The following is a 14,038-nucleotide window of genomic DNA, read 5'->3' as shown; positions in this document are numbered from 1 at the left end:
TAGGGATGCTAGAGGAGCGCAATGACAACACGGCTTTACTGGCATCCGACCTACCTTGAGCATATCGTGCCGCCCGGACATCCCGAGCGGCCAGACCGTATTCGTGCGTTGATGAGCGAGCTGGACGGGCCGGATTTTTACCGTCTCGACCGTGTGGAAGCGCAAATGGCATCCGAAGATGCCATTCTGCTCGCGCATCCCGAAAGCTATTTCGATGAAATTCGTCGGCAGATTCCTGATCCGGTTGATGATGAGGAAGCGCCGCAGCCAATCAACAAGCTTGGTGTCGATACTTATGCAAGTCCCAAAAGCTGGGAGGCGGCGCTTCTGGCAATTGGTGCCGCAACTAACGCAGTTGATGATGTGTTTTCAGGGCAGGCAGATAATGTCTTTGTCGCCTCGCGTCCGCCCGGTCATCATGCTGAGCTTGCAACTGCCATGGGCTTTTGCCTGTTTAACAACGTGGCGATCGCCGCACGTTATGCTCAGCGCAATCATGGTGCGGAGCGCATTGCGATTGTTGACTGGGACGTGCATCACGGCAACGGCACACAGGATATTTTCAAAGACGATCCAAGCGTTTTGTTTTGCTCGACACATCAGTTTCCGCTCTTTCCCGGCACAGGCCGGAAAGATGAAGTGGGCGTTGGCAATATCGTCAATGCGCCGCTTTCGCCAAATACCGGCAGCCGCGAATTTCGCGAGGCATTTAATAGTCGTGTATTGCCTGCTTTGGACAACTTCCGGCCAGATTTGATCCTTATTTCAGCTGGCTTCGACGCGCATTTCCGCGATCCTCTTTCCGAGATTAATCTCGATGAAGCGGATTTCGACTGGGCGACGGGCAAGCTCATGGAACGTGCAGAGCGCTTCTGCAATCATCGGCTGGTGAGTGTGCTTGAAGGTGGATATGATCTTGAGGGCTTGTCGCAGTCCGCGTCTTCCCATATTACGCGGCTGTTGAAAGGATAAACCATGGTAACCGAACCGTCCAACACCGACATTGCAGTTATGAGCTTTGAGGACGCCTTGAAGCAGCTTGAGAAGATCGTCGATGCTTTGGAGCGGGGCGATGTGCCGCTTGAAGAATCGATCCGCATCTATGAGCGCGGCGAAGCACTGAAGAAGCATTGCGATACGCTGCTCAAATCTGCGGAAGACAAGGTCGAGAAGATTCGCGTTGGTCGCGATGGTCAGCCCGTGGGCACCGAGCCTCTCGACGCTGAATAAGTTCAGCTAACACTCTTATCTGGATATAAAAATAGCGGCTCTTTGGGAGCCGCTATTCCTTTGTGTCGCGTTCGATCTGACTGGAGGTCGGGAAGCTTCAGCGACGCAAATTTGAACTAAGCAATATTGCTTAGAATGAGCGTTGGAAGCGAACCATGCCCTGAACCGCGTCTTTGCCCTTGAGGACCGAACGATCGTCGTTCCACTTTGTGTAGGACACTTCTGGAGTGATGGTGAAGCCCGGTACGATGGTGTAAGCAACGTTCATGGTGCCTGCAAAACGACCAGCTTCTTCGTAAGCTGCCTGAATGTTGAAGGCGGTCTTCTTGTTGAACTTGTACTTCGCGCCACCCCAGACAGCCCAATCGCCACCCCATGTGCCGTAGAAGCTGTCGATCTGACGAACGCCAGCAATGTAATGGTCGTCATTCGACTTGTAAGCGCCCTGTCCCCAGATCGAGAACTGTTCGGTTACGTTCACGTCGAGGCGAACCTTGCCCATCCACTTTTCATTGAGCGCGTCGTAAGCTGCAACACCGGCGATCGAACCCCAGCCCTGAGCATACTTCAGACCACCAACAACGTGTGGTGTGTAGTCGTCGATGGTGACGGAGCCGTTGGAATCGCCATTGCCGCCCTGTTCAAGCGCAACGATAGCCGAAAAGCCGTTGCCGCCCTTGAAGGTGTAGCTGATTGCGTTGGTGCGGGTGCCGCCAGCGAGGATCACGTCGTCGTTGATGACGTCGCCGAGGTAACCGGTGAAGGTAACGAAAGCGGACTCATCAAGACCAACGCGCAGGCCGCCGAGCTGGATGTAGCCATAACGCAGGGTGCCGGTCGAGCTTGCGTCAGCGCCGTTCTGGTACTGGAAGCGGGCTTCAGTATAGGTCTTCAGTGTGCCGAGTTCTGTTTCCGAAGCGGTCGAGAAACGGAGCGAGAAACGGGTCAGGTAGTCATAGGTGTCGCGATCACGAGCGCTAAGGGTCTTAGCATAGACATTGTCGCCGCCCTTGATGTCAGCGCGTACATAACCGTGGATGCGCAGGCAGGTTTCAGTGCCTGGAATGTAGAAGTAGCCAGCGCCGTATGCATCGCAAACGCGAACATATTCTACTGCTTCTGGCTCTGGCGCAACAATCGCGTCAGCAGCCTGTGCAACTGATGCGAACGAAAATACTGCAGCCGAAGCGCAGAGAAAATGCTTAACCCTCATAAGAAACTCCATAAGTGAGGTGTGACTGGAGCGCTTATAGAGGTGTTAAAAAAACAAACAATATCAATTACATGTCAGATTAGTGAAGTTTTAATGACTAGGCAACACTGTCTAAAAATAATTAAACTGAGCTATTTAAATGGTTGCTGTTGTTGGTTTGCAACAGAAATGAAGCCTGGAAATGTTTGTTTCAAAGCTGGCTAATGGAGCATGCGCTTGAAATGAATGACATAAGGCGCAAGCATACCGCTCAGCAGATAGGGACCAAGCCCCCAAACCAGTGTCCAAACTGCTGCACCGAAAATATTCGCTGCCATGAAGTGTAGCGGCGGCATTTTCATGGAACCGGCAATGATGCCGTTCAGCTGTCGCAGCAACACAACGAAGCGCGCAGTCGCGACGACATAGATGCCTTTCGTTTCGAAGATGCGCTCAAAGTGCTCAAGTCTTTCAGGCGTCAGTTTAATGCGGCTGCCATAACGCAGGATCAGCGCGCGTCCGCCAGAGCGCCCTATGATATATCCAGTCGTATCTCCTAGAACGGCTCCGATAAACACGGCGAGCAACACATGCTCAATATGTAGCGTTCCATTCAATGCAAGCAATGAACAAGCAATTAAAGCGCTTTCACCAGGAAGCGGTGCGCCAAAAGATTCAAAATAGACAATGATAAAAATCGCAAAAGCGCCATAAGCTGCGATGTAATGATCGATGAAACCCATCAACGGTTGGCACTTTCATGAAGATTGCAATAAAAAGGCTCCGGTATGAGCCGGAGCCATAGGACTATAGCGTGTTTTTTAGCCGATGGAACGCTTGCCGGTAATCTTGTGATAGACCCACAGCACAATTATTGAGCCGATAATCGCAATGATCAGGCTCATTGGATCGAACGCGCCAGTGACGCCGCGACCAAACAGTGTCGAAGAAAGAACGCCGCCAACGATCGCCCCGACAATGCCTAATGCAATGTCGAAGAACACACCCTGACCGCTTTTATTGACGATTTTACTGCCGATAAAGCCGGCAATTAGTCCTAGGATAATCCAGCTTATTATAGACATCTAATATCTCCGATTGCGAAAATAAGGTTTTGCATCAGACAGTTAGAAAATTTTCACAATAGTTTCGATTTGGCAAGGTATAATGCTTGTCAAAGGCGAAAACTTATTTCACCTTAATTTATCGCGTGTGAGAAAACCACAGCGACCAACAGGGAGTATCGTGTGATGGGAAGTTCTGATGACAATTCCAACAATTCGCCGATCCCCGGCGGTAGCCTTGCTAAGCCGGTTTTGATTGCGCTCGGCGCGCTGCTGGTCGGAAGAATGTTGAAAGGCCATAGCGACGAGCCAGAGCAACCGGCTCCTATTCCAGACCAATCGGCGCAGCAGGCGGATAATGGTGGCGGACTGCTTGGCGGTATTCTGGGTGGCCTTGGTGGCCTGCTTGGTGGCGCCCTTGCAAGTGGCAGTGCCTCATCTGCACCCGCAGCACCCGGCCCGTTAGGTGGTGGTCTGGGTGGTCTTCTGGATCAGCTCAAGCAGGCTGGCCTTGGTGACAAGGTCGATTCTTGGATCGGGCAGGGCAATAACCACCAGATCGAGCCGGGTCAGCTTGGCGATGCACTTGGCAATAAGACATTGAGCGAAATTGCGGCCCATGCAGGCATTGACCAGCAGGAACTGCTCAATCAGCTTTCGCAAGTGCTTCCGGGTCTGGTTGATAAATTGACCAGCAATGGACAGGTGCCGGACACGAACGAATTGTCGCGCCTGTTGCACAATCGCTGACACAGTTCTATCTTTTTGAGGATGACGCACCGGCAAGCCGTTTGCCGGTGCGCTTTTATTTGGTGGCTGCCCGATGAGCTTTTTCCCCTGTCCTGATCCGGTGCTTGGCGACAAGACTTCCGTTGATGCAATCGAAACGCTGGTCATTCCGCGCACCAGCGATATTGGCGGGCTGGAAGTGCGTCGTGCTTTGCCAACCGTGAAGCGGCGGCTGGTTGGGCCCTTCATTTTCTTTGACCGCATGGGACCGGCGGTACTCAATGATGGCGATGCGCTTGATGTGCGTCCACATCCGCATATCGGTCTTTCGACAGTGACCTATCTGTTCGATGGTCATATCCGTCATCGCGACAGCCTTGGCACCGAAATGGTGATCCGTCCGGGTGATGTGAACCTCATGACGGCGGGGCGCGGTATCGTCCATTCCGAACGTTCACCGGAAGAAGAGCGCGATGGGCCTCTGGCAATTTCAGGTGTGCAGACATGGCTCGCGCTGCCTGAGCAATTCGAAGAAATCGATCCGCATTTTTATCACACCAATTCGCCTGATCTGCCATTGATGGAAGACCGTGAATTTAACGGGCGTTTGATTCTTGGCTCAATGCATGGCCTCTCATCGCCGGTCATCCAGCATGCCGAAACGCTTTATGCAGATATAGAAGTGCTGCCCGGCGGACGTTTTCATATTCCGCCAACGACTGAAGAACGCGCGATTTATACGTTGCGCGGCAATGTTGGCATCGCTGGAGAAGCGTTTCCGCCAGATCGTCTGCTGGCTTTCCGTCCGGGTGACGATATTGTGGTTCAGGCCGGGCCAGACGGCGCGCATTTCATGCTGTTTGGCGGGGCGGCTCTTGGCTCGAAGCGCTATGTCTGGTGGAATTTCGTGTCGTCTTCCAGAGAGCGCATTGAACAGGCCAAAGAAGAATGGCGCACTGGACGTTTTGATATTGTGCCGGGTGATGAGGAAGAGTTCATACCTTTGCCAGAATAAATAGGCATGACATGATGTCTCGCTGGCTACACGAAAGCTTTGACAAGCTTGATCTGCACTGGCGGCTGCTATACCGACAGATAAAAATCGAACCAGAAACAGGCTGTTTTAATGTCCCGACCCATTACCCCATTGCTCGATAAGGCACCGACACCGGAAGCCCTGCGCGCATTGCCGGAGCAGGATTTGCCGAAGCTTGCGGAAGAACTGCGCGCCGAACTGGTGGACGCGGTTTCGACTACAGGTGGGCATCTGGGGGCAGGGCTTGGTGTTGTGGAACTCACCATCGCGCTGCATCACGTCTTTAATACGCCTAATGATCGTATCATCTGGGATGTTGGCCATCAGGCCTATCCGCATAAGATATTGACGGGACGCCGTGATCGTATCCGCACGCTTAGGCAGGAAAACGGCCTGTCCGGTTTCACCAAGCGCGCTGAGAGCGAATATGATCCGTTCGGGGCGGCCCATTCTTCGACGTCGATTTCTGCCGGTCTTGGTATGGCTGTCGCAGCTGATCTTTCGGGCGAAAAGCGCAATGTGATTGCCGTTATCGGCGATGGTTCGATGTCGGCTGGCATGGCCTATGAAGCCATGAACAATGCCGGTGCGCTTGACGCACGCCTGATCGTCATTCTCAACGACAACGACATGTCGATTGCACCGCCGACGGGCGCTATGAGCGCCTATCTGGCCCGGCTTGTTTCGGGCAAGACCTATCGCAGCGTGCGTGAGGCCGCCAAGCAGGTTGCCAAGAAACTACCAAAATTCTTGCAGGACAAGGCGCGCAAATCGGAAGAGTTTACGCGTGCGTTCTTCACCGGCGGCACGATGTTTGAAGAGCTTGGCTTTTATTATGTTGGGCCGATCGACGGGCATAATCTCGATCATATGCTGCCGATCCTCAAAAACGTGCGTGACACGCAGGACGGCCCCGTGCTGATTCATATGGTGACGCAGAAGGGCAAAGGCTATGCGCCTGCCGAAGCTGCTGCCGATAAATATCATGGCGTCAACAAGTTCGACGTCATCACTGGCAAGCAGGCAAAGCCGCCAGCAAATGCGCCGAGCTATACCAAGATTTTCGGCACCAGCCTTATTGAAGAAGCCCGTCACGATGACAAGATTGTTGCGGTAACAGCGGCTATGCCAACCGGTACCGGCCTTGATCTGTTTGGCGAAGTGTTTCCAAAGCGCACTTTTGACGTTGGAATTGCTGAACAGCACGCAGTCACTTTCGCGGCTGGTCTTGCCTCTGAAGGCTATAAGCCTTTCTGCGCGATTTATTCGACCTTCCTCCAGCGCGGCTATGATCAAGTCGTGCATGATGTGTCGATCCAGAACCTGCCCGTGCGTTTCCCGATTGATCGCGCTGGTCTGGTGGGTGCCGATGGCCCGACCCATGCCGGTTCGTTCGATACTGGCTTCCTTGCGGCGCTTCCGGGCTTTGTGGTGATGGCTGCATCAGACGAAGCCGAACTGCGCCATATGGTGCGCACGGCTGCGGACTATGACGAAGGCCCGATTTCCTTCCGTTATCCGCGTGGCGATGGTGTTGGTGTGGAACTGCCAGAACGTGGATCGGTGCTTGAAATCGGCAAAGGTCGTATTGTGCGTGAAGGCACTAAGGTTGCCCTTCTTTCATTCGGAACGCGGTTGCATGAATGTCTGGGTGCTGCCGATGAACTGGCCGCAGCAGGCCTTTCAACAACGGTCGCCGATGCACGCTTTGCCAAGCCGCTTGATCATGATCTTATCCGCCGGCTGGCGCGTGAGCATGAAGTGCTGGTAACCATTGAAGAAGGTGCTGCCGGTGGTTTCGCTGCTCATGTGCTGCAATTCCTTGCAACAGATGGTCTGCTGGATCGCGGACTGAAAGTGCGCGTGCTTACCCTGCCGGATACCTATCAGGATCACGCCAAACCGGAAGTTATGTATGCCAATGCCGGTCTTGATCGTGCTGGCATCGTGCACACGGTCTTTGCGGCATTGGGCCGCGAAGAAGTCGCGGCACCGTTCCGCGCATAAATATGAGCGAGCAATCGACGGATAACCGCCCGCGTCTTGACCAGTTGCTGGTTGATCGCGGCCTGTTTGCTACGCGCTCGCGTGCGCGCGATGCGATCCAGCGTGGCACGGTGAAGGTTGACGGCAAGACGGTGACTAAGCCGGGGCAAAATGTTCTGCGCACGGCTGAATTGAGCGTCGATGATCCCGCAAGCGCCTATGTTTCGCGCGGAGCACTCAAACTGATTGCAGCGCTTGATCACTTCAATCTCGATGTTAAGGGTCTGAATGCGCTGGATATTGGCGCATCGACTGGCGGTTTTACGCAAGTGCTTTTAGAGCGTGGCGCCAGTCATGTCATCGCAATCGATGTTGGTCACGATCAGTTGCATGAGAGCCTTCGCAATGATGCGCGTGTGACCAACAAAGAAGGCGTCAATGCCCGTGCACTCGATGTCAGCCATCTTGATGGGCGCGATATTGGCTGTGTTGTTTCGGATGTCAGTTTCATCTCGCTGAAACTCGCTTTGCCTCCGGCATTGGCGTTTGCGCAAAAAGATGCTATCTGCGCGCTTCTCGTAAAGCCGCAGTTTGAAGCCGGGCGCGAAGCCATCGGCAAAGGTGGCATTCTGCGTGACCCGAAAGACGGCGAGCGCATTGCGGAAGAATTGAAAGCATGGCTTGAAACGCAGCCCGGTTGGCGAGCGCTAGGCCTTTGCCCGTCACCCATTGAGGGCGGCGACGGCAATCGTGAATATCTCTTGGCAGGAAAGAAAGACCAATGACGACGCAAATTACAATCCGCTCGATAGGTGCGGGCGGCGATGGCGTCGCCAATCTTCCTGATGGTCAGCTGTTTGTGCCTTTCACGCTGCCGGGTGAAGTGGCCAATGTCGCACGCGACAAAAACCGTGGCACGGTTATGGCACTGCTTGAAACCTCCAATGAGCGTCAGGATCCTGCCTGCCAGCATTTTGAAGAATGCGGCAGTTGTGCGCTTCAACATTGGCAGGACGAACCCTATCGCGCATGGAAACGCGAGCTGGTTGTCTCGGCTTTGAAGGGCCGCGGCCTTGATGTCGAGGTGGAGCCGCTGGTCGCTTGCCAGCCGCAGTCACGCCGCCGTGCGGTTTTTGCTGCTCGCAAGACAGAAAAAGGCGTGCTGCTCGGCTTCAATCGCCACCAGAGCCACGAGATCATCGATCTTGTCGAATGCGCCGTCACAGTTCCGGAAATCATTGCGCATCTTGATGATTTGCGCGAAGTGGGCGCGCTGATTGCGCCGGGTTCAAAGCCGTTTAAACTGGCCACAACTGTAACCGCCTCCGGGCTTGATCTGGCAGCAAGTGGCTGCGGCAAGCTGAGCGATGAGCAACGCCGTGCGCTGACTGCACTCATGATGAAAAAGGGCTTTGCCCGCCTTTCGCATGAAGGCGAAATCATCGTTGAGCCTAAAAAGCCGATCATCCATTTTGGCAAAGTGCCGGTTCCGGTGCCTCCGGGTTGCTTCTTGCAGGCAACGGTTGAGGCCGAAGAAGCGATGGTTTCTCTGGTTCAGGCGCATCTCGGCAAGGCCAAGCGCGTTGCAGACCTCTTTTGTGGTGTTGGCACATTTGCGCTGCGTATTGCAGAAAAGAGCGCGGTCCACGCGATTGAAAACGATGCACCAGCGCTTGCTGCCCTTGATCGTGGTGTACGTCATGTGCAGGGCTTAAAGCCTGTTTCGGTCGAACGCCGTGATTTGTTCCGCCGCCCACTGATGCCGAAGGAATTACTGCCTTATGATGCGGTTGTGTTTGATCCGCCGCGTGCGGGTGCCGAAGAGCAGGCACAGGAACTGGCCAAATCCAAGGTCGGCAAGGTGGTTGCCATCTCGTGCAATCCTGTAACGCTGGCTCGCGATCTCGCAATTTTGGTAAAAGGTGGCTACCGCATCACACGCGTCACGCCGATTGACCAGTTCCTCTGGTCGCCACATGTTGAAGCCGTGGCGACACTTGTGAAGAAGTAGAACGCTTTATCGCAGCAACATTTGCGTCTCACATTAAGAGTCTGGCTGTTCGCAATTGTTACTGGCTGACGGGTGTTTTCGGGATTCCTCTGGCTGCCGGATATTGCAGTAAAATTCGACTTTGCTAAAAAATGCAAACCTGAATGGGTGTTTTTTACCCATTCAGGCTTTTCATTTCATGGCCTTGCATATGATGTTTCTGTGCGTCGCACCGCCATGTTCATATCGCGTTTTGTGCAGATTTTTGCCGACAGGCTGCAAGACGTATCACCGGCGCGGTTCTTCCTCCCAATCGTGAATAGCGCCCTGCGATAGACGATTATAAAATGACTGAAAATACCTCTTTGCCGGACCTCAACGGCGTTTTTCCTGCTCGTGAAATCAAAATCAAAAAACATGGATTAGCGCATCGTCTGCTCTATCCGTTTCTCAGCATCGTCTTTGCTTTTGCGAGTGTTGGCGTTGCTGTGGCCTGGTTTCCGGGACTTTATAAAGACCACCTGATCATGAACGATCCGCTCGTTTTGGAAGATGCTTCTATCATCGACGGTCAGTGCCGGTCTAAAAAGATGACTGTTAACTGCAAGGCAGGCATTGTTTATGACTATGAAGGCGAACGCCGTATCAAACAGGTCGAATTTTCATTCGTGAGCTTGGCGGGTGGCGATTACGAAACAGACGTTGTCATGCAGCGGTCTGATCCTGAGAATGTAACGCTGACACTGGCCATTGATGAGTTCTGGAATCGTCTGGCCTTTGATCTCGGACTTTTCGCGATCATGCTCGCAATGTCTGTGCTGTTTCTGGTTCGCTTCTTCAAGATCATGGGCAGCGCGTCTGCAATGAAATCTGCCGCAACACTTCAGTTTGTGTGGGCGAAGATCACAGCCAGCAAGAAGAGTCTCGGTGCGACGAACATCACTTACAATCCGATTGATAAGGCACATAAAAAGAAGAGCGTTGTTTCGCGATTTTCGCGAAAGGAAAGCCCGTTTCTTCATTATGTGCAAGTGGATGATGAGACCTATGGCATCGTTGCCATACATCCGCAGGCATCATTGCCCGTTCTTCTGGATGAGGGTTTTGAACGTCTCGACCTCAACAAGGATGATCGTGAAGCTGCGTTAAAGGCGGTGAATGATCGCCTCGCTGTTTAATACATTAAAAAAGGGCGGATTTTCCGCCCTTTCGTTTACCGTAAAGCCCGGTCTACAGCGGCTTCTGCATGTATCCGTGTCGTGTCGAATACCGGCACAGAGTTGTCTTCTTGACCAATAAGCAGCATGATTTCCGTGCACCCAAGAATGATTGCTTCTGCGCCGCGCTCAACGAGGCGACTGATGACCGCGCGGTATTTTTCGCGGGATGCATCGCGCACATCGCCCACCACCAGTTCCTGATAGATGATGTCATGCAAGGTTTTGCGGTCGGCATCGTCGGGCGTGAGAACGTCCAGCCCATATTTCGCAGCGAGGCGACCTTTGTAGAAATCCTGCTCCATCGTGAACGCGGTGCCGAGAAGACCTACTTTTGAGAAGCCTGCGGCCTTGATCTTTTCTGCGGTCGGATCGGCAATATGCACGAGCGGGATCGATGTGGCGCGTTCAATGTCGGCTGCCATTTTATGCATGGTGTTGGTGCAGATCAGGATGAAATCCGCGCCGCCTTTTTCAAGGTTTTGCGCTGCTTCAATCATCAGCTTTGTCAGCGCGTCCCATTGGCCCTGATGCTGGAGATGCTCGATTTCTGCAAAATCCATCGACCACATCAGGCTTTTGGCCGAATGCGTGCCGCCAAGTCTTGCGCGGACTTCGCGGTTGATAATGCGGTAATATTCCTGCGAGCTCTCCCAGCTCATCCCGCCGATCAGTCCAATCGTTTTCATCTCAGCCTCCCGGATAGAGTTAAGGGCGGATCGCTCCGCCCTTTTATTCGTCATGCAATCGGTCCAGAGCCGCGATTACATCTTTTCTATAATTTTCGGATCCCCTTCATGTGCACGGCCATTGGCAGCGATAATCGCAGGCACAATGTCTTTCGCATCATCAATCACCAGTGGCTTTACCTGATGTGCGGTATGAATGAAGCCTTCAGTGGTCATGTGCTCAAGCAGGGTGAGCATTGGCTGCCAGAACTTGTTGATATTGGCGAAAACCATCGGTTTGCGGTGCTTGCCGAGCTGCGCCCAGGTCATCATCTCCACGATTTCTTCAACCGTGCCAATGCCGCCGGGAAGGGTGACAAAAGCGTCCGACTTCTGGAACATCAGGTGCTTACGCTCGTGCATGTCGCCAACCACGATCAGCTCGGTCAGCTCCTGCGCCTTTTCAAGGCTCGCTTCCTTGTCGAGCAGGAAGGTCGGTATAATGCCGGTGACTTCGCCGCCAGCTTCCATCACGCCCTGCGCAACCGCGCCCATAATGCCGCGCGTTCCGCCGCCATAAACAAGGCGAATGCCGTGTTCAGCGAGCGAGCGACCAAGCGTCAGGCCTGCTTCGCGGTAGATTGGATTTAAGCCCGTTGAAGAGCCGCAATAAACACAAATGGATCGAATCTGAGACATGATTTCTTGTGCGCTTTTGCGGTTTCAGCGTCAAGCGTCTCAAGCTATAACTGTCGCGAAGCATCAATGAGGCAGGGAGTTTGATATGATGAAGAAGTTGGTTTTGGCTGCAGGTTTTTCGCTTGTGGCATCGGGTTCGCTGGCCGGAGAAATTAACATTCCTTTGCCGGATGATGTCGAAGTCACGGAAAACTCGGTTCTTTATAAATGCGGTGATCAGAACGTTTCTGCCACTTATTACAATGCCGGTGAAAACTCGCTTGTGCAGCTTGAAATGGAAGATGCTTCGGTTATCGCAGCCAATGTGCTTGCGGGTTCTGGTGCGAAATATGCAGGGGGCATTTACGTCTGGTGGACCAAAGGCGATACCGCTGATCTCTATAATCTGATGGAAGATCCCGATCAGGAAAAGCCAATTAGCTGTAAAGAAGAGTAGTTTTCTTATAATCAGTACCGATAATATTTGTAATTCGGCTCAACTTCTTGTGAGACGCATAAAAAAGCGATAAACCCACTGACTAATTTACTCATGTGGGTTTCGGGCCGAAATGCAAAATTACAGATATGGAATTATCGGTATTATCATCGTCCTTATTCTGGGCGGTGGTGCGTATTATTGGAATTCGCTGAAAGAGCAGGGCGCAGCACCGGGTTCGGACATCGCTGCAAAGGCTCCCGAAACCGGCAGCACGCCAAAGCCTGCTGAAACGCAGGATCCTGTTGCGGTAGCTGAGCCTGAGAAGCCAGCGGAAGCGGCAGCGCAACAACCAGTTGAACAGAACGCGCCTGCAGCTTCCCCTGAAGCGCCAAAAGAAGCCAAGGTTCCTGTTTTCGACATTCTTCGTGTCGAAACAGATGGCTCGGTGGTGATCGCGGGTCAGGCAGCTGCCAATGCAGCGGTTGAAATTATTTCCGGTTCAAAAGTGCTAGGAACAGCCAAGGCCGGTGAAAATGGCGACTTTGCTATTGTTCTCGATCAGCCGTTACCACCGGGAGATCATCAGCTTGTGCTGCGCGCAGGCGCTGATGGTGCCAATGTTGCAACCTCGGCGCAGACAGCAATCGTATCCGTGCCTGATAACAGCAATGGTCAGGTTCTGGCGCTCGTTGAAGAGCCGGGTCAGGCCAGCCGTCTGATTACCAAGCCTGAAGCACCTGCACAACAGGCGGCATCAACGACCGAGACAGGTGAAGAGGCGCCGAAGGCTCAAGCACCGGTTGATGCGCCTATTGCTATTGAAGCAGTGGAAATCGAAGGCAGCAAAGTTTTCGTTGCAGGCAAGGCGAAGGGCGGCAGCACCGTTGTCGTGAATGCCAACGATATTTTGCTTGGCTCAAGCCCGATTTCGGCGGAAGGTCGCTTTTTGGTACAAAGCCAGAAGCCGCTCGCGGTGGGTGATTATATCATCCGCGCTGATTTGCTTGATGGCAGTGGTCGTGTGATTGCAACAGCACGTGTGCCGTTCCGTCGCGAGGCTGGTGAGAACGTCTCCGCCGTGGCAGCAGGAACAGTAAGCCAGAACAATACAACGGAAGATGCAGCCAATAGCACGCCGTTGCAGAACGTCGATGGCTCGGTGATTATCCGCAAGGGTGATAACCTTTGGACCATCTCGAAGCGCACGTACGGTAATGGCCTACGCTACACCACGATCTATCTTGCCAATCGTGATCAGATCCGTAATCCAGACCTGATTTTGCCGGGTCAGGTGTTTGTTATGCCGCAGCAGCCGCTCGGCGATGATGAAGTGCAGCGCCGCCTGCACGATTCCGCAAACTGATATAAACGCGTTATCTCCATTTCGTGAACGCAGTGTCCTTTAGAAAGGGCACTGCGTAATCTTGCTAGTTATAGTATAATCGTATATCGTCGATTTACGATGAATATTTCCCTAGACATAATGTCTGATGCTGTTTCTGGCATGGACGATGAGGATGCTGCGCGCATATATGCAGCGCTTGGCCATTCCGTTCGCATTCACATTCTCCGGCAACTTATTCTTGAAGATGCCTGCTGCTGCAAAGACATTGTTGGTCGTCTCGACCTTGCGCAGTCCACCGTGTCGCAGCATCTCAAGGTTCTCGTCCAGGCTGGCCTTATTGACTATCGGCCCGACCGCCAGACATCACGCTACAGCGTCAACTGGCAGCAGTTGACCAAAATTCGTTCGCATCTTGCAGCCTTCAACAATGGCTGCTGCGAAAAACCTGTCTGATCTGAAAGAAA

16 protein-coding genes are annotated in these 14,038 nt (G+C 53.1%); 11 read left to right on the top strand and 5 right to left on the bottom strand.

Going from position 1 to position 14,038, the window contains the following annotated elements; translation table 11 throughout:
• Window positions 1–21 precede the first annotated feature (21 nt).
• Complete coding sequence (locus tag J2782_RS06610) at window positions 22–972, top strand: histone deacetylase family protein (protein WP_310010803.1); 951 nt, start codon at window positions 22–24, stop codon at window positions 970–972.
• 3 nt (window positions 973–975) lie between these two features.
• Window positions 976–1,230 (top strand): exodeoxyribonuclease VII small subunit, encoded by a 255-nt coding sequence (locus J2782_RS06605; RefSeq protein WP_250040228.1) that lies wholly within the window; start codon window positions 976–978, stop codon window positions 1,228–1,230.
• Window positions 1,231–1,360: 130 nt separating this feature from the next.
• Here J2782_RS06605 and J2782_RS06600 read toward each other — a convergent pair whose 3' ends face one another.
• From J2782_RS06600 to J2782_RS06590, 3 genes are all read right to left on the bottom strand, one after another.
• Window positions 1,361–2,443 (bottom strand): porin, encoded by a 1,083-nt coding sequence (locus J2782_RS06600; RefSeq protein WP_310010802.1) that lies wholly within the window; start codon window positions 2,441–2,443, stop codon window positions 1,361–1,363.
• Window positions 2,444–2,643: 200 nt separating this feature from the next.
• Window positions 2,644–3,165 (bottom strand): DedA family protein, encoded by a 522-nt coding sequence (locus tag J2782_RS06595; RefSeq protein ID WP_310010800.1) that lies wholly within the window; start codon window positions 3,163–3,165, stop codon window positions 2,644–2,646.
• 78 nt (window positions 3,166–3,243) lie between these two features.
• The gene (locus J2782_RS06590) at window positions 3,244–3,507 is read right to left on the bottom strand and encodes a GlsB/YeaQ/YmgE family stress response membrane protein (protein ID WP_140904224.1); all 264 of its coding nucleotides are present in this window, start codon (window positions 3,505–3,507) and stop codon (window positions 3,244–3,246) included.
• A 165-nt stretch (window positions 3,508–3,672) separates the two neighbouring features.
• On the opposite strand from J2782_RS06590, the gene J2782_RS06585 reads away from it, so the two are divergent.
• From J2782_RS06585 to J2782_RS06560, 6 genes are all read left to right on the top strand, one after another.
• On the top strand, window positions 3,673–4,236 hold the full coding sequence (locus J2782_RS06585; protein ID WP_310011119.1) for a YidB family protein: 564 nt from the start codon (window positions 3,673–3,675) through the stop codon (window positions 4,234–4,236).
• Between the two features lie 73 nt (window positions 4,237–4,309).
• Window positions 4,310–5,230 (top strand): pirin family protein, encoded by a 921-nt coding sequence (locus J2782_RS06580; protein WP_310010799.1) that lies wholly within the window; start codon window positions 4,310–4,312, stop codon window positions 5,228–5,230.
• A gap of 111 nt (window positions 5,231–5,341) precedes the next feature.
• Window positions 5,342–7,258 (top strand): 1-deoxy-D-xylulose-5-phosphate synthase, encoded by a 1,917-nt coding sequence (gene dxs / locus J2782_RS06575; protein WP_310010798.1) that lies wholly within the window; start codon window positions 5,342–5,344, stop codon window positions 7,256–7,258.
• 2 nt (window positions 7,259–7,260) lie between these two features.
• The gene (locus tag J2782_RS06570) at window positions 7,261–8,022 is read left to right on the top strand and encodes a TlyA family RNA methyltransferase (RefSeq protein ID WP_310010797.1); all 762 of its coding nucleotides are present in this window, start codon (window positions 7,261–7,263) and stop codon (window positions 8,020–8,022) included.
• Window positions 8,019–9,248, top strand: coding sequence for a class I SAM-dependent RNA methyltransferase (locus tag J2782_RS06565; RefSeq protein ID WP_310010796.1), 1,230 nt, complete (start codon window positions 8,019–8,021; stop codon window positions 9,246–9,248). Before J2782_RS06570 ends, J2782_RS06565 begins: the two co-directional genes overlap by 4 nt.
• A gap of 326 nt (window positions 9,249–9,574) precedes the next feature.
• Window positions 9,575–10,405 (top strand): hypothetical protein, encoded by an 831-nt coding sequence (locus J2782_RS06560; RefSeq protein WP_310010795.1) that lies wholly within the window; start codon window positions 9,575–9,577, stop codon window positions 10,403–10,405.
• Between the two features lie 35 nt (window positions 10,406–10,440).
• On the opposite strand, the gene J2782_RS06555 is transcribed toward J2782_RS06560, so the two are convergent.
• Both J2782_RS06555 and J2782_RS06550 read right to left on the bottom strand, forming a co-directional pair.
• Window positions 10,441–11,133: an aspartate/glutamate racemase family protein gene (locus tag J2782_RS06555; RefSeq protein ID WP_310010794.1), complete on the bottom strand. Its 693-nt coding sequence runs from the start codon at window positions 11,131–11,133 to the stop codon at window positions 10,441–10,443.
• A 75-nt stretch (window positions 11,134–11,208) separates the two neighbouring features.
• Window positions 11,209–11,811 (bottom strand): LOG family protein, encoded by a 603-nt coding sequence (locus tag J2782_RS06550; RefSeq protein ID WP_310010793.1) that lies wholly within the window; start codon window positions 11,809–11,811, stop codon window positions 11,209–11,211.
• A gap of 88 nt (window positions 11,812–11,899) precedes the next feature.
• On the opposite strand from J2782_RS06550, the gene J2782_RS06545 reads away from it, so the two are divergent.
• The 3 genes from J2782_RS06545 (at window position 11,900) to J2782_RS06535 (ending at window position 14,027) form a co-directional block, all read left to right on the top strand.
• A complete protein-coding gene (locus J2782_RS06545) occupies window positions 11,900–12,247 on the top strand; it encodes an MliC family protein (protein WP_310011116.1) in 348 nt (115 codons plus the stop codon).
• A gap of 112 nt (window positions 12,248–12,359) precedes the next feature.
• Window positions 12,360–13,592 carry a LysM peptidoglycan-binding domain-containing protein gene (locus J2782_RS06540; RefSeq protein ID WP_310010792.1) on the top strand — a complete coding sequence of 411 codons (1,233 nt, stop codon included), beginning with the start codon at window positions 12,360–12,362 and terminating at the stop codon, window positions 13,590–13,592.
• A 120-nt stretch (window positions 13,593–13,712) separates the two neighbouring features.
• Window positions 13,713–14,027: an ArsR/SmtB family transcription factor gene (locus J2782_RS06535; protein ID WP_310010791.1), complete on the top strand. Its 315-nt coding sequence runs from the start codon at window positions 13,713–13,715 to the stop codon at window positions 14,025–14,027.
• The last annotated feature ends 11 nt before the right edge of the window (window positions 14,028–14,038 follow it).

This window comes from Brucella pseudogrignonensis (genome assembly GCF_031454375.1).
Classification (GTDB): domain Bacteria; phylum Pseudomonadota; class Alphaproteobacteria; order Rhizobiales; family Rhizobiaceae; genus Brucella; species Brucella pseudogrignonensis_A.
Note: the sequence above shows the minus strand (reverse complement) of the source record. Positions and strands in the feature narration are given on the sequence as shown.